This is a genomic window from Serratia proteamaculans, from assembly GCF_949794035.1.
GTDB classification, from domain to species: Bacteria; Pseudomonadota; Gammaproteobacteria; order Enterobacterales; family Enterobacteriaceae; genus Serratia; species Serratia proteamaculans.
Window position 1 is genome coordinate 4,176,557 of the sequence record NZ_OX461105.1, and the last position, 18,587, is coordinate 4,195,143.

The following is an 18,587-nucleotide window of genomic DNA, read 5'->3' on the forward strand; positions in this document are numbered from 1 at the left end:
ACCCATAAAGGTGCCCTGTTCATTTCAGTAGAACAGGTAAAAATCGGTAATCAGACGGCGGAAATCATCGGTGTAACTGCCATCGTCCAACTTGATAGCCAGTTTCTGTTCGGTTTCTTGTTCGGCGGGCTGACGCGTCAGCGCCAACAATACCCGATGCATTGGCGTATCCGCGCGATCGCTGACATTCAGCCGCTGCACCGTATGCCAGCCGCGTAGCTGGGCATTGCTTTCGAAAGCGCCACCAATATCATGGGGCAGCACTACGCAAAAAGACCCCTTCGGTGCGATCAACTGCTCCGCACTGGCCAACAGAGCATCGTGGGTCAGGGTTTCGGTATAGCGTGCGTTGTGGCGCGCCTGGTCACGGCAGGCAACCGCCGGCTCGAAATACGGCGGGTTACTGACGATCAAATCATATTCACCGGCATGATGCTGGGCAAAATGATGAATGTCCTGTGCGTGGACCTGAATGCGCTGCGGCCAGGGGGATTCCTGCACGTTGTCACGTGCCTGTGCGGCAGCGGCCTCGTCCAGTTCCACCGCGTCGATCAGCACGTTCTCGGCCGACCGCTGCGCCAGCATCAGCGCGATCAATCCGCTGCCGCTGCCGATATCCAGCATTCGTTGCGCCTGCGCCAAGGGTGCCCATGCGCCGAGCAACACGCCGTCGGTGCCCACTTTCATTGCACAGCGGTCGTGGGCAACAAAAAATTGTTTGAAGGTAAAACCGCCGCGACGCGGAGTAAAATTCGCTTTCGATTGAGTGCTCACAATAACCACCTGAATACAAAACTCGCGTAGCATAAGGCAATCTGATTTTTGGGAAAAGACATGCTTTCCGCTTAAATAGGTGAAGAACGCGGCCAACCCGTCTATAATCGGCGCCCCAAGTAGAGGTAGACCATGACAGTAACCAATTTTTCCGAGCTCGAACTCGATGAACGCCTGATAAACGCCCTGCGCGATAAAGGCTACGAACGCCCAACCGCCATTCAAGCCGAGGCGATCCCGCCTGCGATGGATGGGCGCGACGTATTGGGTTCGGCGCCGACCGGCACCGGCAAGACCGCTGCATTTTTGCTGCCGGTATTGCAACATCTGCTCGACTTCCCACGCAAGAAGTCCGGCCCACCGCGCGTACTGATCCTGACCCCGACACGCGAGCTGGCGATGCAGGTAGCCGATCAGGCACGTGAACTGGCTGCTCATACTTCGCTGGATATCGCTACCATCACCGGTGGCGTCGCTTATATGAACCACGCAGAAGTCTTCAGCGAAAACCAGGACGTGGTCGTTGCCACTACCGGTCGTCTGCTGCAGTACATTAAAGAAGAAAACTTCGACTGCCGCGCGGTAGAAACGCTGATCCTCGATGAAGCCGACCGTATGCTCGATATGGGCTTCGCGCAGGACATCGAAACGATTTCTGCCGAGACCCGCTGGCGTAATCAGACCCTGCTGTTCTCCGCGACGCTGGAAGGCGATGCCATCCGCGAATTCGCCGAACGCATTCTGAAAGAGCCGGTAGAAGTCGAAGCTGACCCGTCACGCCGCGAGCGCAAAAAGATCCTGCAGTGGTACTACCGTGCAGACGACGTAGTACACAAAACCGCCCTGTTGGTGCATTTGCTGCAGCAACCGGACGTGCAGAAATCCGTGATCTTCGTGCGTAAGCGTGAGCGCGTGCATGAACTGGCAGCCTGGCTGCGCGAGGCGGGCATCAACACCTGTTACCTAGAAGGTGAAATGGTGCAGGCCAAGCGTAACGAAGCGGTAAAACGCATGATGGACGGCCGGGTCAACGTGCTGGTCGCTACCGACGTTGCCGCTCGTGGTCTGGATATCCTGGATATCACCCACGTGTTCAACTTCGACATGCCGCGCACTGCGGATACCTACCTGCACCGCATCGGCCGTACCGGTCGTGCCGGACGCAAAGGCACCGCCATCTCGCTGGTTGAGGCACACGACCACCTGCTGTTGGGCAAAGTGGGCCGTTACCTGAACGAGCCACTGAAAGCGCGGGTGATCGAAGAGCTGCGTCCATCAACCAAAGTGCCAAGCGAAAAAAGCAACGGCAAACCTTCCAAGAAGGTGATAGCCAAGCGCGCTGTCGACAAAGAAAAGAACAAAGAAAAAGCCAAGGTGAAAGTGCGACATCGCGATGCGAAAAACGTCGGCAAACGCCGCCAGCCAAAGGCCAAGCCTGAGGGCAACGGCGCGAAGTAATGCTGCCGTAGTGAATAAAAACCGCCTCCATTGACCTGAAGGCGGTTTTTTTATGCCCGTTACGGCTGCACGTAATGCGTCGCCTGCTGATGGGCTTTCAGCCAGGCATTCAGTTGACGGTAACGATCGCGCATTTCTTCACTTTGCAACGACGTCGGCGTCTGTGAGAAATAGAACTGGAAGGTCACTCCCTGCTGGTTGCGGGCTTTGGCATCGGCCCCGGCCTGCAATAGCATCAACGCCAATTGCGGTGCATTGATTTTTGCCGCTACGTGCAAAGGTGTATCCCCCAGCCGATCGCTCAGCGTAACATCCGCCCCAGAGACCAACAGCAGCCGCAGTTGCTCCTCTCGCCCCGCCAACACCGCAGCCGCCAGCGGCGTGGCACCGGTCACCGCATTACGCGGGTTAACCGCTACACCCTGCTCCAGCAACAGCCGCAAATACTGCGGATCCTGCACCGCCGCGGCGGTATGCAGTGCGCTGTTGCCATCCAGCCCCGGCGTGGCGGCATCGGCCCCCAGCTCTAGCAGTGAGCCCAGACTTGACGGTTGCTGCGACAGTATCGCCCATTGCAGCAAAGTGACCTGACGGTCGCCCTGCTCGCGCAGTCGCCCCTGGGTGGCCTGTTCGGCAATACTCTGCACATCACCGCGCGCCACCGCCTGAGCCAGCGCCGCATTGCCGTGTCCGTTGAACGGAGAAATATCCTGATTCATCTGTTGTTCCTTAGCCATCATCAACAAACCGGCGATCGCCGTCAGCAACAGCATGGCGATAATTAACGCCTGCCGTACTCGTCGCCGGTCAGGCATTGGCTTTCGCCTCCCAGGGCTTTTGCTCCGCCATCGAACCGATCACCTTATCGATACCGTGCGCGGTCAGGCTGCGATCCACATGTTTGCTTGGCCGCCAGTCGTCAATGCCGCTCAGAGTGTCGTTATTGGCCAACGTGATTTTATGCCCGATAGCGTCCGGGATCAGCGAAGTGGATTCCTGCGTGCCGGTCAGCATGTCGTATTGCTCGCTGTAACGGCGGATGCCTCCGGCTTGCGCATCCTGTTTCGCCGCTGCCGGATCGATCCCCATACGGTTCAGCGTGTAATCGGACACGCCCGCAGCGTTAAAGGTGACCGCCACCGTGCCGGTCGCCAGCGCCGCCGTTGCCGCCAGGCCACCCCCTAACGAATGCCCGGCAATCACCAACGCATCACCAAACGCCGCCTTGGCGCTTTTGGCAACCGCGACCGCCTGATTGTACTGCACATCATCATAACCGGTTGCCTGCCGCACATTGCTCAACCAGTCGCGCATATCATTGGTACCCGCGAAGGCCAATACATATTGCTGATTATCGCTGTAAATGCCGGCCTGAAAACCCGATGCCGAGTCATGCAGGCTGGCGGGATCAATGCCTGCGCCGAGCAAGGCGCTGTCGCTCAACCGGCTAAATCCGTCAACGCCCTGGCCGGTGGTGCTGTAAACGTCTTTAGCCAATAGCGCTAGCGTATAGTCCCCTTGCTGGGACTGTTGCCCACGCGTCACGCCCTGATTTGCAGCCACCGGTGCAGCGGCCGACATATCGCTCACCAGCGTATTCAGCAGGTGCTGCGCATTCAGGCTGTTAGTGGAAAGCGTGGACGCCGGGGCCTTGGTCGGTGGGGTTTCTGTGAGCTGAGGTGAACTCGGTGGTTCGGGCAACGCGCGCGCCACTGGGGGCTGGATGGCCGCGGAACTGACCGCAGAGGTAAAACTCAAAGACATACTCATGCCGACTCCTTGTCGATAGACTTATCTATGCCGCACCCCAATGGGTGCTGCTTTAGCTATCGGCAGGTCGGAGCAGTTCTGTAATTCGGGCGATTATCTTTGCGAGGAATGTGATCCGGATTCAGTTTCTGGCGAGTACAGCAATAAAAAAGGGAGCCGAAGCTCCCTTATTAACCACGCGGGTAATTACAGGCTTTCTGTAAAGGTACGTGTAATCACGTCACGTTGTTGTTCTGGCGTCAGCGAGTTGAAACGCACCGCATAGCCGGACACACGAATGGTCAATTGCGGGTATTTTTCTGGGTGCTTAACCGCATCTTCCAGCGTCTCACGACGCAGTACGTTCACGTTCAGGTGCTGCCCACCTTCCACGCGCACGGTAGATTGCATTTCCAGCGGCACTTCACGATACTCGATCTGGCCCAGATCGCTGACCGGTACGACCTGGTCTTCTGTGTATTTGGCTTTAGCGCAAACGCAGCGGGCTTCGGATGTTTCATCATCCAGCAGCCAGAAAGAGTTCAGTAGCGCCTGGTCGTTCGCTTTAGTGATTTGAATACCAGTAATCATTTTGTTGCCTCCGTACAAGGGCGAAAAATTCTACTTCGAGAAAAAACCAATCCTGGTTTCGGCCATTTGGTAAAACCATTGTTGTCTTGTTGTTCTGTATACCAGTCTGGCCGGGGCAATTCTTTGATTAAAGTCAATTTTCACGGGGTACCCACACGGCGACAAGGGGCAAGTTTATGTTTTATGTCAATTTTCCCCACAAAGCACTTCGCAATTATTTTTGTAAATTATCAACAATTTTTGCATCTATCGCGATAACGCCAGGATAAAAGCGAGTTTCACTGTGTGGAGCTAAACGGTAAGCTATGCCCAGTGAATTGTTAACGAAAACAAAGGAGAGCGTTTATGTCCACCTCCCTCACCTGGCATGATGTCATCGGCAAGGAGAAAGAGCAGCCCTATTTTCATGAAACGCTTGCCTTTGTTGCCGCTGAACGCCAGGCCGGTAAGACCATTTACCCACCACAAAAAGACGTGTTCAACGCCTTTCGTTATACCGAACTGGCAGACGTGAAGGTGGTGATCCTCGGTCAGGATCCCTATCACGGCCCGAATCAGGCCCATGGTCTGTCTTTCTCGGTGCTCCCTGGCGTGCCTGCGCCCCCTTCGCTGGTGAATATGTATAAAGAGCTGGCAACGGATATCCCGGGTTTTGAGCGCCCCAGCCACGGCTGCCTGCAAAGCTGGGCGGAACAGGGCGTGCTGCTGCTGAACACGGTGTTGACCGTTGAAGGCGGCCAGGCGCACTCTCATGCCAAGCTGGGCTGGGAGACCTTTACCGACAAGGTGATCGCCGCATTGAATGAAAATCGCGAAGGTGTGGTGTTCCTGCTGTGGGGCGCGCATGCCCAGAAGAAAGGCAACTTTATCGACAGCAACCGTCACCACGTATTGAAAGCGCCGCACCCTTCGCCGCTTTCCGCCCACCGTGGTTTCCTCGGCTGCCATCACTTCTCGCAGGCCAACCAGCTGTTGGAACAACAGGGGCTAAAGCCTATCGACTGGTTGCCGCAACTGCCGCAGGCCTGATTCAGACGCAAAAAAGGCACCCGGAGGTGCCTTTTCTTTACTTAATTTCGCTTAAGCCTTGGCTTTGGAAACCGCAACCATCGCCGGGCGCAGCAGACGACCATTCAGCGTATAGCCTTTCTGCATCACCATCATTACGTGATTTGGCTGGTGATCGGCAGATTCCATCAGGCTCATCGCCTGGTGCACTTCCGGGTTGAACGGCACGTTAGTGTCGCCAACGATTTCGATACCGTACTTACGCACGACGTCCTGCAGGGACTTCAGCGTCAGTTCGATACCTTCGATCATCGCCGTCAGTTCCGGATTGTTTTTATCCGCCAGATCCAACGCACGCTCCAGGTTATCAAGCACCGGCAGCAGGTCACCGGAGAATTTCTCCAGAGCAAATTTGTGCGCTTTTTCAATATCCAGCTCGGTGCGGCGACGGACGTTTTCCATTTCCGCTTTGGCACGCAGCAGGCTGTCGCGTTCATGCTGCTGGGCTTCGGCCAGTTGAGCTTCCAGCTCAGCAATGCGCTCATCCCGCAGATCGACGCCCTCAGCCGCTTCCGGCAAGACTTCCTGCTGTTCCATTTCTTCCGAGACTTGCTCGTTTGGCGTCTTCTGTTCTTTACTACTCATGAATATCTCCGCGTTTTAGCATTAATCTCGCAACTTGGCTTATTATGGGGATCAAAACCGGGGTTTCAAGTCAACCGGTCACAATGTGGGGCATAAACTGGTCCCGGTGAGGAAAATCACAACAATGAATAAAAAATTCGCCTGTATTGGCATTGTTGGCCACCCGCGTCACCCTTCGGCGCTGGCAACGCATGAGATGTTATTTCACTGGTTGGTCGCCCGAGGCTATTCAGTGATGGTTGAACGGCAGATAGCCAAGGATTTGGGGCTGCAAGACGCCGTGACCGGTAGCCTGGCAGAGATTGGCCAAAAGGCCGACCTGGCCGTGGTGGTCGGCGGCGACGGTAATATGCTGGGCGCTGCGCGCGTGCTGGCACGCTACGACATTAAAGTGATCGGTGTTAACCGCGGTAATCTCGGCTTCCTGACCGATCTTGATCCTGACAACGCATTGCAGCAATTGGCCGACGTGCTGGAAGGCGAATACATCGATGAACAGCGCTTCCTGCTGGAAACCATCGTGCACAAAGAGAACCAGCAGTGCCGCATCAGCACCGCGATCAACGAAGTGGTGTTGCACCCCGGTAAAGTTGCGCACATGATTGAGTTCGAAGTGTATATCGACGATCGTTTCGCCTTCTCCCAGCGCTCCGACGGCTTGATCATCGCCACCCCGACCGGTTCGACCGCCTACTCACTCTCTGCCGGTGGGCCGATCCTGACGCCCTCGCTGGAGGCCATCGCGCTGGTGCCGATGTTCCCGCACACCCTTTCGGCTCGCCCATTGGTGATCAACGGCAACAGCACCATTCGGCTGAAGTTTTCGCAAATTGGCAGCGATCTGGAAATCAGCTGCGACAGCCAAATCGCGTTGCCGATCCAGGAAGGTGAAGAGGTATTGATACGCCGTAGTGATTTCCATTTGAATCTTATTCATCCAAAGGACTACAGCTATTTCAACACGTTAAGCACCAAGCTGGGCTGGTCAAAAAAATTATTCTAAAAACTGCGCCAGCCTCTTTACTGTATATAAAACCAGTCTATACTGTATGAAACTACAGTTATGTGTTTATACACAGGAAGGTTCCCATGCTGGCGCAATTGACCATCAGCAATTTTGCTATCGTTCGTGAGTTGGAAATTGATTTTCAACCGGGTATGACGGCGATTACCGGTGAAACCGGCGCCGGCAAATCGATCGCCATCGACGCGCTGGGGCTGTGCCTCGGTAATCGCGCCGACGGTAATGTCGTTCGATTGGGAGCCGCCCGTGCCGATATCTGCGCCCGCTTCTCACTGGCGGACACTCCGTCTGCAAGACAGTGGCTCGAGCAAAACCAGTTGGACGACAGCAATGAGTGCCTGCTGCGCCGGGTGATCAACGCCGACGGCCGCTCACGTGGCTTTATCAACGGTACCGCCGTACCGCTTTCGCAACTGCGCGAACTCGGCCAGCGCCTGATTCAAATCCACGGCCAGCATGCCCACCAGTTACTGCTCAAGCCTGAGCACCAAAAACAACTGCTCGACGCCTACGCCGACGAACCTGCCCTGCTGGCGCAAATGCAGCAGGCTTACCAGCGCTGGCATCAGAGCTGTCGCGAACTGGCCCACCATCAGCAACAGTCCATCGAACGTGACGCACGCAAACAGCTGCTGCAATACCAATTGAAAGAGCTGAACGAGTTTGCGCCGCAGGCCGGTGAGTTTGAAAAAATCGATACTGAATTCAAACGCCTGGCCAACAGCGGCCAGTTGCTGACCATCAGCCAGCAAACCCTGCAATTATTGGCTGATAGCGAAGAAAACAATATGCTGAGCCAGCTCTACACCGCCAAACACCTGCTGGTTGAGCTGGTCAGTATGGATGAAAAGCTCAGTGGCCTGCTGGATATGCTGGAAGAGGCGTCAATCCAAATCAGTGAAGCCAGCGATGAACTGCGCCACTATGCCGATCGCATGGATTTAGACCCAAACCGCCTGCAAGAACTGGAACAGCGCCTGTCGCGCCAAATTAACCTGGCACGTAAACACCACGTCGCGCCAGAAGAACTGCCGCAGTTGCACCAGCAAATGCTGGATGAACAACAACTGTTGTCACAGCAAGAAAACGACCACGAACACCTGGCCGAGGCGGTCACGTTGCATCATCAGCAAGCGCTGTTGCTGGCAGAGCAACTGCATCAGAAACGCCAGCATTATGCCGCCGAACTGACTACGTTGATTACCGACAGCATGCAGGCGCTTTCCATGCCACACGGCAAATTCAATATCGATGTGCGCTTCGAGCCGCAATATTTGAGTGCTGAAGGCGCGACCCGTACCGAGTTCTGCGTTTCCACCAACCCGGGCCAACCGCTGCAGGCCTTGGCGAAAGTAGCCTCTGGCGGCGAGCTGTCGCGCATCGCGCTGGCAATCCAGGTGATTACCGCCCGCAAGATGGAAACACCGGCGCTGATTTTCGACGAAGTGGACGTAGGTATCAGCGGCCCAACCGCCGCCATCGTCGGCCGCCTGCTGCGCCAGTTGGGGGAATCAACCCAGGTGATGTGCGTTACTCACTTGCCGCAGGTGGCAGGTTGTGGGCATCAGCATCTGTTTGTCAGCAAACAGACCGACGGCACCGAAACCGAAACACAGATGTCATCCCTGGATAAACGTGCCCGTTTGCAAGAATTGGCGCGCCTTCTCGGCGGCAGTGAAGTCACCCGAAACACCCTGGCAAACGCAAAAGAACTGCTTGCTGCATAGAAAAGCTCAACTTTTTCACTTTCCTGAGGTCTGACTTTGGCGCTGTTTACCCAATAGATTTCAAGCTGTAGCAAGGCGGCAACTCAGTGAATCCCCAGGAGCTTAGATAACTAAGTGACTGGGGTGAGAGTAGGAAGCCAACACAGCTACAACTTGAAAGATGAAGGGTATAAGGGTTTCCAACGGCTGCAAGGTCTATTATCATCGGCATCCTATGCCCTAAAGGAATGTGATTACTATGCGCTGTAAAACGCTGACTGCCGCCGCTGTGGTTCTTGTGATGCTGACTGCAGGCTGTTCTACTTTTGAGAAGGTGGTTTACCGGCCTGACATCAACCAAGGGAACTACCTGACGTCAACCGACGTAGCTAAAATCCAAAAAGGTATGACCCAGCAACAGGTCGCTTATACATTGGGAACCCCAATGTTGCAGGACCCGTTCGGTACTCAGACGTGGTTCTATGTGTTCCGCCAGCAACCTGGTCATGAAAATATCACCCAGCAAACCCTGACGCTGACCTTTAACAGCGCGGGTGTATTGACCGATATTCAGAACAAGCCAGCGCTGACTAAGTAATCCGCGCAGGAACTATCGTCCGGCCCGTGAGGGACGCGTCAAGTTCTTCATGACAGTACCAGGCTGCAACTCGGAAGATAAAATTCTGATAAAAAACAAGGCGCACTCAGCGCCTTATTTTTTTGCCTTCTCTGCCCGTTGACGGCGCAGCTCTTTGGGGTCGGCAATCAAGGGGCGATAAATTTCCACCCGGTCGCCATCATTGAGCACATCACCCAACTTGGCCGGTCGGCTATAGATGCCCACCTTGTTACTTTGCAGATTAATGTCACCACGCAGCTCCAGCAGCCCGGAGGCGACAATCGCCTGCTCAACGCTGCTGCCCTCGTCCAACGTGACGTTGCGCAGATACTGACGTTCCGGCAAGGCATAAACCACCTCGACCCGTATCTCAGACACTGTAAACCTCTTTCGCCCGCTGGGTGAATGCCTGCACCATGTTACCCGCCAGCTCTTTAAACACCTTGCCGAACGCCAACTCGATCAGTTTGTTGGTAAATTCGAAATCCAGGTGCAGCTCAACCTTGCAGGCTTCCGGACTGAGCGGCGTGAAGTGCCAGCCCCCCATCAGCTTGCGGAACGGACCGTCAACCAGCTGCATATTGATGCTCTGGTTATCCAGCAGCGTGTTGCGCGTGGTAAAAGTTTTACTGATACCGGCTTTGGCAACATCCACCGCGGCGGTCATTTCATTGTTGGACGCGTTAATCACCCGGCTACCGGTGCAACCTGGCAGAAAATCGGGATAAGAATGAACATCGTTAACCAACTGATACATCTGCTCGGCGCTGAATGGCACTAACGCAGATCGACTGATCTGGGGCATATCATTTCCTGTGAGACACAAAACATACAAATCATACCATTTATCTATCGGCAAACAAAAAATCTGCTATGCAACACAGAGGCCAAAAATGCGAAAAATTGCGCAGGTGCTGAGCGGGAAAGGATTTCTTTCGCTGACGCATCCAGTATAATGAACACACTATGACAAAGAAAAAAGCACACAAACCCGGCTCTGCCACCATTGCGCAAAACAAGCGGGCGCGTTTCGAATACGCCATTGAGGAAGAATTCGAAGCGGGCCTGTCTCTGCAAGGGTGGGAAGTCAAATCGCTGCGTGCCGGCAAAGCCAACATCAGTGACAGCTACGTGACCTTTCGCGATGGTGAAGCCTACCTGTTTGGCGCCACTGTCTCACCGCTCAACGTAGCTTCTACTCATGTGGTCTGCGATCCGACACGTACCCGTAAACTCCTGCTGAAAAAGCGTGAGCTGGACTCACTGCTCGGCCGTGTAAACCGTGACGGTTACACCGTGGTTGCCTTGTCCATGTATTGGAAAAATGCCTGGGCCAAGATCAAAATCGGCGTAGCCAAAGGTAAGAAAGAACACGATAAGCGCGATGACATCAAAGATCGTGAATGGCAGACGGCGAAATCCCGTATCATGAAGCACGCCAACCGATAAGCCTCTGGCTTAACGGGATAAACTTCTGTTATACTGCGCGACGTAACTTGGGGCTGATTCTGGATTCGACGGGATTGTGAGGCCTTAGGAGCATGCCGAGGGGCGGTTTGCCTCGTAAAAAGCCGCAAAAAAAATAATTGCAAACGACTCGCAATTCGAATCTGCTGCTTTAGCAGCTTAATCAGCCTAAGAAACTGAAGATTCCCTCTCTCCCTAGCCTCCGCTCTTAGGACGGGGATCAAGAGAGGTCAAACCCAAAAGAGATCGCGTGGATGTCCTGCCTGGGGCTGAAGCGTTAAACCCAATCAGGCTAGTTTGTTAGTGGCGTGTCCATCCGCAGCTGACCGGCGAATGTGAAGATTGGACTAAGCATGTAGTGCCGACGGTGTAGTAATTCCGGACGGGGGTTCAAATCCCCCCAGCTCCACCAAATAGGTCACCGGTGATACCAGATAGATCCGGTGACAATAACGAAAAAGCCCGCAATTCACGTTGCGGGCTTTTTTGTGTATCTAAAACAGATAACAACTAGTGATCCAAATAGAGATAGTGCATCCAGCTGGTCATCCGCAGCAGGACTTTGCGCATAATGGAAAGATGCTCAAAATGCTCGGTATATACCGCGGTCTGGGCAGTCACGCCATCGGGCAGTTTGTCGAGATCCGCAGTAGGATCGAGATCGATCATCACGTAGACCCCTTCCTGCTGGGCGCCGGCATTTAATCCCTGCAATACGCCGCTGGCCTGATAGCTGCCGTCCGGCACCACGGGCAGCACTCGCGTTACCGAACCGCCATAGATTTTGCCCGGCAAGCCGTTAAAGACCACCTCGGCCTTATCACCCTGGGTTAAACGCAGGATCGAGTTTTGACGGAATACCGCCACCACCTGCCGCTTTTGCTGCGGAATAAAAATCATCACCGGCTTGAACGGCAGGCGCACTGCCGTGGTGCCCGGTCTGGCCAGCACTTGAGTAACATAACCGTCGCTCGGTGCGCGAACAATGGTTTGTTCCAGGTTATAAGTCGCCTCGGCAATCTGCGATTTCAGGCCGGCAATATGCGCATCTTCGCCGTTATAACGACCAGAAAGTTGTTCCTTAGCCTGCTGATGCTGTGCCCTGGCAGCCTGCAATGCGGCAGATTGTGCCTGGAACTGTTGCTGCGCATGGCTGATATCTTGCTCGGAAAAAGGATTGACCGCCATGGTCGCGCCTTTGGCATAGCGCTGATAATCCTTGCGGGCCCGTTCATACTCGGCATTCACCCGCTGAACATTCGCGGCAGACTCATTTAATGTAGCCTGGCGCGCCCGCACATCCGCTTCTGCGCCGGCAAGTTCCGCCTGCAGCTTGCTTAAGCGTGCGCGGTAACGGGTATCGTCAAGGCGAAACAACAGGTCCCCTTTGTGCAACAGCACATTGGTTTTATCCGTGACCTCAACAATCACGCCCGAGACTTGCGGGACGATCGGCACTGAAATGGCGATTTTCTGCGCCCGGTAGGTATAAGGATGGTTGTAGTTCATGCCCAGAATTAAGGCGCCAACAATAAAAATACCGCCGAGCACCGCCGTCGGTACCGTCCATTTATTGACCGGGATACGGAACAGTTTGAATACGCCGTAGCTCAGCGCGACGTAGCTGAGGATAATTAAGAGATCCATACTGTTTGCTTAACCTTTGTTGGACGACAAGCGTTGTTCGGCAACCTGTAGCTGCATACGCTGCAACTCAGCTTCGAGCTGATTTATTCGCGCCTGCAGCACGTCAGGTGGCTCAGGCTTGTCGGCCATCCCCCAACCCCGTTCCGGTCGATATAATGTCGCCCAAATCCACAGCAGTGGCCAAATGGCATGCAGGGTAAACAGGCTGACCCAGCCCGCCACATGAATGGCATCCTGATGAGGATGCTGCCGTTTCTTGGCCAGAAGATAAGGAATATCGTGGATAATGATCACACCGTAAAATAAAATTAAAAATACGGCGATCAATACCCCTAAAGCGAAGTAATCTAGAAACATGCAGTATCCTGGTTGGTAAGGCTAAATTATTTAGCGATATTTATGTGGTTTTATATTCTTTAATATCTTTGGCAATGGTATCGATGGCATTTTTAACATCGGCCACTTTTAACTGTGACTTTTCATTATTCAGGTTCTCTCCGGACGCTTTCCTCACCACTTTGATCACCGGTTGGTGGGTTGAGGCATCGATAAATTCCCCTTCCATATAAACGGCACTTTCCATGGTGCGGTGGCCAGTGACGCTTTGCGTTGCGGCAACCAGCAGCGTAATCGGCAGCACTTCATACACCTGCAGCCCCTTCTTCTGCGTATCGATAGCCGTGATAGCCCCACGGAAAATCAGCGTATTTTCACGCGGTACATCCTCCAGGATGAAGTGTGAGCCCATCGCCTGCCTGAACTGCTGATTGGTGTAGCTCAGGATATTATCGAGTGCACGCTGGCTCACCATCTCGCTAGGTTTTGGCCGTGGGAAATAGATCATCGGTTGGTAAACCAAATATTTATATTTGGAGAAATCCACGTTGCTGGCTTTCCAATATAATACGTCCTTACCAGAGGCCGATTGGCTCTTGGTAATATCATTATAATTAGGCAGAAACGTCGAGTATTTCTCTTTTTCAGTGACCGACGACGAACAGGCGGTCAGTGTTAACGTCAATGGCAAAATGATCGCGCAGGTTATTTTCATTATAATCTTCCATGTCAATTTTAATGCATAGCAAATAATTGACCAAAAGAATACCCGCCGGTCAGTGATAAGTCATATGACAATACCGGCAAAAATGTATATCATTTTTGATATACAAACTCAGTTTGGTACGCACTGTGAAATCAAAAGACTTCAGGATTGACGAGCTCAGGATCGTTCGCACCATCGCAGAAACCGCCAGCGTCAGCAAAGCAGCGCAACTGTTGGATATGCCGCAATCCAATGTGTCACGCACCCTGACGGCACTTGAGCGGCGGCTGGGCCTGGAGATCTTTTTGCGCAGTCCACGAACGCTGTCATTAACCGAGTTCGGTGAGCAATTTCTACGCCGTGCCGCTCAGCTTTTGGATGAGCATAACGACCTGCTCGACATGTCCGGCACCTATAAAAAAAGCCTGAACGGCATGGTGACCCTGGGTGCGCCGATCGGTATTCACTCCTTCCTGACCCGTTATCTGCTGCCGCCCCTGCTGCGTGGATCTCCCGAACTGATCGTCGATTTGGTCACCCGCAACCCGGATGAACGCGAGAAAAAATACGGTGCGGTTTTTGATTGCGACTGCGACCTGCTGATTAGCCTCTTCCAGCCGCAGAATGAAAGCCTGATCGCCCGGCCGTTGACCCGTTTCCGCGTCGGGCTGTTTGCATCGCCAGATTATATTGCCCGCTCACCGCTTATCGAGCCGACCGAGCTGGCGCAACATCGTTGTATTACCCTGCGAGTGTTGGGCGGCAGCCGCAATACCTGGAGCTTTTACAACGCGCAGGGCCAGTTGGTCGATGTGGCGGTCAACGGCACCAGTATCTGTGACAATATCCTGCCGGCGATCGAGCTGGCCAAACAGGGCCTGGGCATTGTCTATGCCCCCTATTACTCGGTGGCTTCCGCGCTGGAATCAGGTTCACTGCTGCCTTGCATTGAGCGCGAGCGCTGCATCGATATGCAGGCTTACCTTATTTACCGTCAACGCGGCGTGCTCCCCCACCGGGTGCAGGTGATGATGGACAGCATCATGAATACCATCAAAATACATGAGCATCGCCTAATCTAACCCCACCGGCCCTGTCAGCCGTGGTCCTGCGCCTGTTTGATAAAATCGATAAATGCCCGCAATGGCGCGGGTATGAATCGTCGGTCGGAATAATAGAGATAGGGCCCTGAAAACTGCGGCCACCAGGCTTCGAGCACCGGCTCCAACTCGCCTCGGGTCAAATAAGGCCTTAACCAGCCTTCAAATAAATAGATAATCCCCACGCCAGCCACGGCAGCCTCTATGGCCAGATCGGTAGCGCCCCCCGCCTGCACCGTCAGCGGGCCCTCCGGGTGAATAACCCGTTGCTCACCCTGTCTTTCAAACTCCCAGGGATAGGTTTTACCACTGGGAAAACGCCCTTGCAGGCAAGCATGGCTGAACAGATCCTGCGGATGTTCAGGCCGCCCACAGCGATCAAGGTAGTCCGGCGCAGCAGCAGCGGCAAAGCGTTGTATTCTCGGGCCGATAGGCACCGCGATCATGTCCTTTTCCAGCCGTTCTTCATAACGGATACCGGCGTCGCAGCCCGCGGCCAGCACATCGACAAAGCTTTCGTCCGTTTGCACCTCCAGCTTGATCTCCGGATAGGCAGTGAGAAATGCCGGGATCAGCGCCGGCAACACCAGCCGCGCCACGCTGGTCGGCACATTCAGCTTCAACGAACCGGCGGGCTTATCGCGAAAACCATTGACCACATCGAGCGCCCCCTGCACTTCAGCCAGTGCCGGCCCCAGCCTTTCCAGCAGGCCATAACCGGCGGCGGTAGCAGTGACGCTGCGCGTGGTGCGGTTGAACAGCCTGACACCGAGCTGTTTCTCCAGGCGACGCACCGCATCACTAACGCCGGAGGCGCTGCGCCCCAGGGTTCTGGCACCTTCACGGAATCCCCCCGTACGCGCCACGGCGAGAAAGGCATGCAAATCATCTAAATCGGTGTTCATTGTGCGTTTCCCCGTACAACCCGTCCACTGCCCCGCTACTTATCACCGTCGGCGGCAACGCTTATTATAAATAGATGCGGTAGCCCCGCTTACCCTCTAGGAGACTGGTTATGTTCAATCGCGATCAACACAACACCTTCAACCTCGGCGATCGAAACGTCAAGCGACTTGGCTACGGAGCCATGCAATTGGCCGGCCCTGGCGTGTTCGGGCCACCGAAGGATACTGATGCCGCACTGGCAGTACTGCGCGAAGCGGTAGCCTCTGGCGTTAACCATATCGACACCAGTGACTTCTACGGCCCGCACGTCACTAACCAACTGATTAAAGCCGCGCTGGCGCCTTACCCGGACGACCTGACTCTGGTTACCAAAATCGGTGCGCGACGGGGAACCGATGCCTCATGGTTACCGGCATTTTCCGCCGAAGAGTTGACCAGTGCAGTGCATGACAACCTGCGCAATCTGGGTCTTGAGACGCTGGATGTGGTTAACCTGAGGATTATGTTCAGTGCCCATGGCCCGGCAGAAGGTTCTATCGAAGCCCCTTTAACCGCATTAGCGGAACTCCAGCATCAGGGGCTGGTACGGCATATCGGCCTGAGTAATGTCACATCGACCCAGATCGCCCAGGCACGTAATATTTGTCGTATTGTCTGCGTACAAAATCACTACAACCTGGTCAATCGCAGCGATGATGCCCTGATTGACAGCCTGGCGCGTGAAGGCATTGCCTACGTGCCGTTTTTCCCACTCGGTGGTTTTAGTCCGATCCAGTCTTCGGCCTTATCCGATATTGCCCAGCGCCTCGGGGCCACGCCGCTGCAAACCGCCCTGGCCTGGCTGTATCACCGTTCGCCCAATATTCTGCTGATACCGGGGACTTCCTCCGTGGCTCACCTGCGAGAAAATCTCGCGGTCCCTGACTTGCCCTGGACAGAAGAGATTGCCCAAGCGCTGGACGCCATTGCCTGACAGCAAGCTGACCGCCCGCTCAAGTCCACCTTATTTAACATGGAAATCAGCGGGATGTGCGGATAACATGACGACGCTGCCTAAATATACGGCAGCGGTTTAACTCAAACAGGAGTCGTTATGACGCAAAATATTTATGACAACCAAGCCTTCTTCGACGGCTATGCGCAGCTCAGCCGCTCGGTAGACGGGCTGGACGGCGCGCCGGAGTGGCCGACCATCCGCAGTATCCTGCCGGACTTACACGGCAAGCAGGTGGTCGATCTGGGCTGTGGTTATGGCTGGTTCTGTCGCAGCGCGCGTGAACAGGGCGCTACCAGGGTTCTCGGTCTGGATCTGTCGGAGAAAATGCTCAACAAAGCCCGCACGCTGACGCAAGACGCCGGTATCGAATATCACCAGCAGGATCTGGAACAGCTTCAACTGCCAACGGCCTGTTTTGATCTGGCCTACAGTTCGCTGACGCTGCACTACATCGAAGATCTGGCACGGTTGTTCGCCACGGTTTATCAGGCGTTAGTGCCGGGCGGGCAATTTATCTTCACCGCCGAACACCCGATCTATACCGCGCCAAAGCACCAAGGCTGGCAGGTAGACGAAAACGGGCAAAAATCCTGGCCGGTCAATGGTTATCAGCAGGAAGGCCAGCGCATTTCCAACTGGCTGGCGGAAGGGGTGATCAAGCAGCACCGTATGCTCGGCAGTTACGTGAACTTGCTGGTACAGCAAGGGTTCGTCGTCACCTATCTGAATGAATGGGGCCCTTCGGCACAGCAAATCGCAGAAAATCCGGCGCTCGGCGAAGAGCAAGAACGCCCGATGATCTTTATTCTCGCCGCCCATAAACCCGCGTAGTTAGTATTCGTCACAGTAAATTCTTAACACATCCAATTTTGGGGAGGTTACCTCCCCCCAAACTCCCGCCTCACCCACTCTTCAGGCACGGATATCCTGATATTCCGGCGTCGTATCAAACTCGTGTTTGGCAAACGGGCACAACGGAATGATTTTACGGTTCTCTTCCCGCATTTTTGCCACCACCAGCGCCACCAGCTTTTTACCGACGCCCTGACCTTTCAGCACCTCATCCACCCAGGTGTGATCAATAATGGTTAATTTATCCCCGCTCGGCACAAAAGATATCTCGGCGATCATTTTTCCCTGCTGATCGTTTATATAGAAACGTTTCTCGTCTGACAGAATTTCAAGATCCATACATTTATCCCATTTTAAAAATACATAAATTTATACCCTATAGCTTTCAAGCTGCAGCTAGGCGCCCAGCTCGCTCATCCCCAGGTATTGTAGGGGCGCTGCATGCTGCGCCCACATTAATCGGGGCGAATTTATTCGCCCCCTACAGTCACTGGAGTGAGCTAGTGCAGGTAACAAACCTGATATTAGTCTACTATTTAATCAGTAATACAACATAATTGTGACAGTGGCTGAGGAGTTCAAAATGGGTGAAGGCTCAAAAGACGGCGTAATTCTGCTATCCCGAATATTGTTGATGATCCTGTTTATCATTTTTGGCTGGATGAAATTGACCAGTTTTGGCGCAACCGTGACAGCGATGGAAGGGTACGGCACGCCAATGCCCTATTTAGCGGCGATCATCGCCGTGGTGGTTGAATTCTTTTTTGGCATCGCGCTTATTCTCGGGTTATTTACCCGGCCTATTGCGGTTATTTTTGCCGTTTATGTTCTCGGCACCGCCTTTATCGGTCATCCATTCTGGAAAATGACCGGTATGGAAATGATGGGCAATGAAATAAACTTCTTTAAAAATATCAGCATTATCGGCGGGCTGCTGCTGTTGGCGGTCACCGGTGCCGGGCGTTATTCGCTGGATTATAAATTCTTCAATAAATAGCTTTA

At 54.2% G+C, this 18,587-nt stretch carries 22 protein-coding genes and 1 other RNA gene; 11 read left to right on the plus strand and 12 right to left on the minus strand.

What is annotated here, in order from left to right; all coding sequences use genetic code 11:
• Nucleotides 1-24: 24 nt before the first annotated feature.
• Complete coding sequence (trmN, locus tag QOT07_RS19405) at nucleotides 25-807, minus strand: tRNA(1)(Val) (adenine(37)-N(6))-methyltransferase TrmN (protein ID WP_283603774.1); 783 nt, start codon at nucleotides 805-807, stop codon at nucleotides 25-27.
• A gap of 99 nt (nucleotides 808-906) precedes the next feature.
• Between trmN and srmB the strand changes: the two genes are divergently transcribed.
• Nucleotides 907-2,232, plus strand: coding sequence for an ATP-dependent RNA helicase SrmB (gene srmB / locus QOT07_RS19410; protein WP_099062711.1), 1,326 nt, complete (start codon nucleotides 907-909; stop codon nucleotides 2,230-2,232).
• A 59-nt stretch (nucleotides 2,233-2,291) separates the two neighbouring features.
• Here srmB and QOT07_RS19415 read toward each other — a convergent pair whose 3' ends face one another.
• From QOT07_RS19415 to grcA, 3 genes are all read right to left on the minus strand, one after another.
• Nucleotides 2,292-3,047, minus strand: coding sequence for an ankyrin repeat domain-containing protein (locus QOT07_RS19415; protein WP_099062712.1), 756 nt, complete (start codon nucleotides 3,045-3,047; stop codon nucleotides 2,292-2,294).
• Complete coding sequence (locus QOT07_RS19420; protein WP_219016815.1) at nucleotides 3,040-4,002, minus strand: Tle-like phospholipase domain-containing protein; 963 nt, start codon at nucleotides 4,000-4,002, stop codon at nucleotides 3,040-3,042. Before QOT07_RS19420 ends, QOT07_RS19415 begins: the two co-directional genes overlap by 8 nt.
• A 186-nt stretch (nucleotides 4,003-4,188) precedes the next feature.
• Entirely contained in the window at nucleotides 4,189-4,572 is a 384-nt protein-coding gene (gene grcA, locus QOT07_RS19425; protein WP_085118371.1) for an autonomous glycyl radical cofactor GrcA, read from the minus strand.
• Nucleotides 4,573-4,917: 345 nt separating this feature from the next.
• Between grcA and ung the strand changes: the two genes are divergently transcribed.
• Nucleotides 4,918-5,601 (plus strand): uracil-DNA glycosylase, encoded by a 684-nt coding sequence (ung, locus tag QOT07_RS19430; protein WP_099062714.1) that lies wholly within the window; start codon nucleotides 4,918-4,920, stop codon nucleotides 5,599-5,601.
• A 51-nt stretch (nucleotides 5,602-5,652) separates the two neighbouring features.
• On the opposite strand, the gene grpE is transcribed toward ung, so the two are convergent.
• Nucleotides 5,653-6,225: a nucleotide exchange factor GrpE gene (gene grpE / locus QOT07_RS19435; RefSeq protein WP_017893731.1), complete on the minus strand. Its 573-nt coding sequence runs from the start codon at nucleotides 6,223-6,225 to the stop codon at nucleotides 5,653-5,655.
• A gap of 124 nt (nucleotides 6,226-6,349) precedes the next feature.
• Here grpE and nadK point away from each other — a divergent pair, with 124 nt between their 5' ends.
• The 3 genes from nadK (at nucleotide 6,350) to bamE (ending at nucleotide 9,553) form a co-directional block, all read left to right on the plus strand.
• Complete coding sequence (gene nadK / locus QOT07_RS19440) at nucleotides 6,350-7,228, plus strand: NAD(+) kinase (protein ID WP_085118374.1); 879 nt, start codon at nucleotides 6,350-6,352, stop codon at nucleotides 7,226-7,228.
• Nucleotides 7,229-7,314: 86 nt separating this feature from the next.
• Nucleotides 7,315-8,976, plus strand: coding sequence for a DNA repair protein RecN (gene recN, locus QOT07_RS19445; protein WP_198404411.1), 1,662 nt, complete (start codon nucleotides 7,315-7,317; stop codon nucleotides 8,974-8,976).
• 238 nt (nucleotides 8,977-9,214) lie between these two features.
• A complete protein-coding gene (gene bamE, locus QOT07_RS19450; protein ID WP_012146393.1) occupies nucleotides 9,215-9,553 on the plus strand; it encodes an outer membrane protein assembly factor BamE in 339 nt (112 codons plus the stop codon).
• A 114-nt stretch (nucleotides 9,554-9,667) separates the two neighbouring features.
• Here bamE and QOT07_RS19455 read toward each other — a convergent pair whose 3' ends face one another.
• A complete protein-coding gene (locus QOT07_RS19455; RefSeq protein WP_283603776.1) occupies nucleotides 9,668-9,952 on the minus strand; it encodes an RnfH family protein in 285 nt (94 codons plus the stop codon).
• Nucleotides 9,945-10,379: a type II toxin-antitoxin system RatA family toxin gene (locus QOT07_RS19460; RefSeq protein ID WP_020828273.1), complete on the minus strand. Its 435-nt coding sequence runs from the start codon at nucleotides 10,377-10,379 to the stop codon at nucleotides 9,945-9,947. The genes QOT07_RS19455 and QOT07_RS19460 overlap by 8 nt, the downstream gene beginning before the upstream one ends.
• A 161-nt stretch (nucleotides 10,380-10,540) precedes the next feature.
• Here QOT07_RS19460 and smpB point away from each other — a divergent pair, with 161 nt between their 5' ends.
• Entirely contained in the window at nucleotides 10,541-11,023 is a 483-nt protein-coding gene (smpB, locus tag QOT07_RS19465; protein ID WP_085118380.1) for an SsrA-binding protein SmpB, read from the plus strand.
• A gap of 49 nt (nucleotides 11,024-11,072) precedes the next feature.
• Nucleotides 11,073-11,453: a transfer-messenger RNA gene (ssrA, locus tag QOT07_RS19470) on the plus strand.
• 98 nt (nucleotides 11,454-11,551) lie between these two features.
• Here the strand turns inward: ssrA and QOT07_RS19475 are convergent.
• The 3 genes from QOT07_RS19475 to QOT07_RS19485 are packed head-to-tail and all read right to left on the minus strand — an operon-like array spanning nucleotide 11,552 to nucleotide 13,739.
• Nucleotides 11,552-12,688 carry an HlyD family secretion protein gene (locus QOT07_RS19475; RefSeq protein WP_099062717.1) on the minus strand — a complete coding sequence of 379 codons (1,137 nt, stop codon included), beginning with the start codon at nucleotides 12,686-12,688 and terminating at the stop codon, nucleotides 11,552-11,554.
• 9 nt (nucleotides 12,689-12,697) lie between these two features.
• Nucleotides 12,698-13,045: a DUF3302 domain-containing protein gene (locus tag QOT07_RS19480; RefSeq protein ID WP_283603777.1), complete on the minus strand. Its 348-nt coding sequence runs from the start codon at nucleotides 13,043-13,045 to the stop codon at nucleotides 12,698-12,700.
• A 40-nt stretch (nucleotides 13,046-13,085) separates the two neighbouring features.
• The gene (locus QOT07_RS19485) at nucleotides 13,086-13,739 is read right to left on the minus strand and encodes a DUF3313 domain-containing protein (protein WP_207979521.1); all 654 of its coding nucleotides are present in this window, start codon (nucleotides 13,737-13,739) and stop codon (nucleotides 13,086-13,088) included.
• Nucleotides 13,740-13,876: 137 nt separating this feature from the next.
• Between QOT07_RS19485 and QOT07_RS19490 the strand changes: the two genes are divergently transcribed.
• Complete coding sequence (locus QOT07_RS19490; RefSeq protein ID WP_283603778.1) at nucleotides 13,877-14,812, plus strand: LysR family transcriptional regulator; 936 nt, start codon at nucleotides 13,877-13,879, stop codon at nucleotides 14,810-14,812.
• A gap of 14 nt (nucleotides 14,813-14,826) precedes the next feature.
• Here QOT07_RS19490 and QOT07_RS19495 read toward each other — a convergent pair whose 3' ends face one another.
• Nucleotides 14,827-15,735, minus strand: a complete 909-nt coding sequence (locus QOT07_RS19495; protein ID WP_207979518.1) for a LysR family transcriptional regulator — start codon at nucleotides 15,733-15,735, stop codon at nucleotides 14,827-14,829.
• 110 nt (nucleotides 15,736-15,845) lie between these two features.
• Here QOT07_RS19495 and QOT07_RS19500 point away from each other — a divergent pair, with 110 nt between their 5' ends.
• Both QOT07_RS19500 and QOT07_RS19505 read left to right on the plus strand, forming a co-directional pair.
• On the plus strand, nucleotides 15,846-16,709 hold the full coding sequence (locus QOT07_RS19500) for an aldo/keto reductase family oxidoreductase (RefSeq protein WP_207979517.1): 864 nt from the start codon (nucleotides 15,846-15,848) through the stop codon (nucleotides 16,707-16,709).
• 120 nt (nucleotides 16,710-16,829) lie between these two features.
• A complete protein-coding gene (locus tag QOT07_RS19505; RefSeq protein ID WP_283603779.1) occupies nucleotides 16,830-17,564 on the plus strand; it encodes a class I SAM-dependent methyltransferase in 735 nt (244 codons plus the stop codon).
• Between the two features lie 81 nt (nucleotides 17,565-17,645).
• On the opposite strand, the gene QOT07_RS19510 is transcribed toward QOT07_RS19505, so the two are convergent.
• Complete coding sequence (locus tag QOT07_RS19510) at nucleotides 17,646-17,924, minus strand: GNAT family N-acetyltransferase (RefSeq protein ID WP_085118392.1); 279 nt, start codon at nucleotides 17,922-17,924, stop codon at nucleotides 17,646-17,648.
• A gap of 244 nt (nucleotides 17,925-18,168) precedes the next feature.
• Here QOT07_RS19510 and QOT07_RS19515 point away from each other — a divergent pair, with 244 nt between their 5' ends.
• Nucleotides 18,169-18,582 carry a DoxX family protein gene (locus QOT07_RS19515; RefSeq protein WP_085118394.1) on the plus strand — a complete coding sequence of 138 codons (414 nt, stop codon included), beginning with the start codon at nucleotides 18,169-18,171 and terminating at the stop codon, nucleotides 18,580-18,582.
• Nucleotides 18,583-18,587 lie beyond the last annotated feature (5 nt).